Here is a 310-nt window from a genome sequence, read left to right as displayed (position 1 = left end):
GTCCAGTCTATCTTTCTATCACATACCCAAATTTTTAAAGAACGATCTAATCAAAGACTAGAAATCAACATTCACCATCACCTTGATGGAATGCTCATTTCTAAGCTCTAACACAGAAGCAGTGGTGGTGGAGCCAAGCGGGATCGAACCGCTGACCTCCTGCGTGCAAGGCAGGCGCTCTCCCAGCTGAGCTATGGCCCCGTATTTCTACAGGCGTTTCCCACACAAAATTGGTGGGTCTGGGCAGATTCGAACTGCCGACCTCACCCTTATCAGGGGTGCGCTCTAACCAACTGAGCTACAGACCCAA

At 49.7% G+C, this 310-nt stretch carries 2 tRNA genes; both read right to left on the bottom strand.

From position 1 onward, the window contains the following. Positions 1 to 125: 125 nt before the first annotated feature. Positions 126 to 201, bottom strand: a tRNA-Ala gene (locus IFT76_RS20695). A gap of 30 nt (positions 202 to 231) precedes the next feature. After that, a tRNA-Ile gene (locus IFT76_RS20690) sits at positions 232 to 308 on the bottom strand. Positions 309 to 310 lie beyond the last annotated feature (2 nt).

This window comes from Pseudomonas sp. CFBP 13727 (genome assembly GCF_014841915.1).
Classification (GTDB): domain Bacteria; phylum Pseudomonadota; class Gammaproteobacteria; order Pseudomonadales; family Pseudomonadaceae; genus Aquipseudomonas; species Aquipseudomonas baltica.
This window is presented reverse-complemented; position numbering and strand designations above follow the sequence as displayed.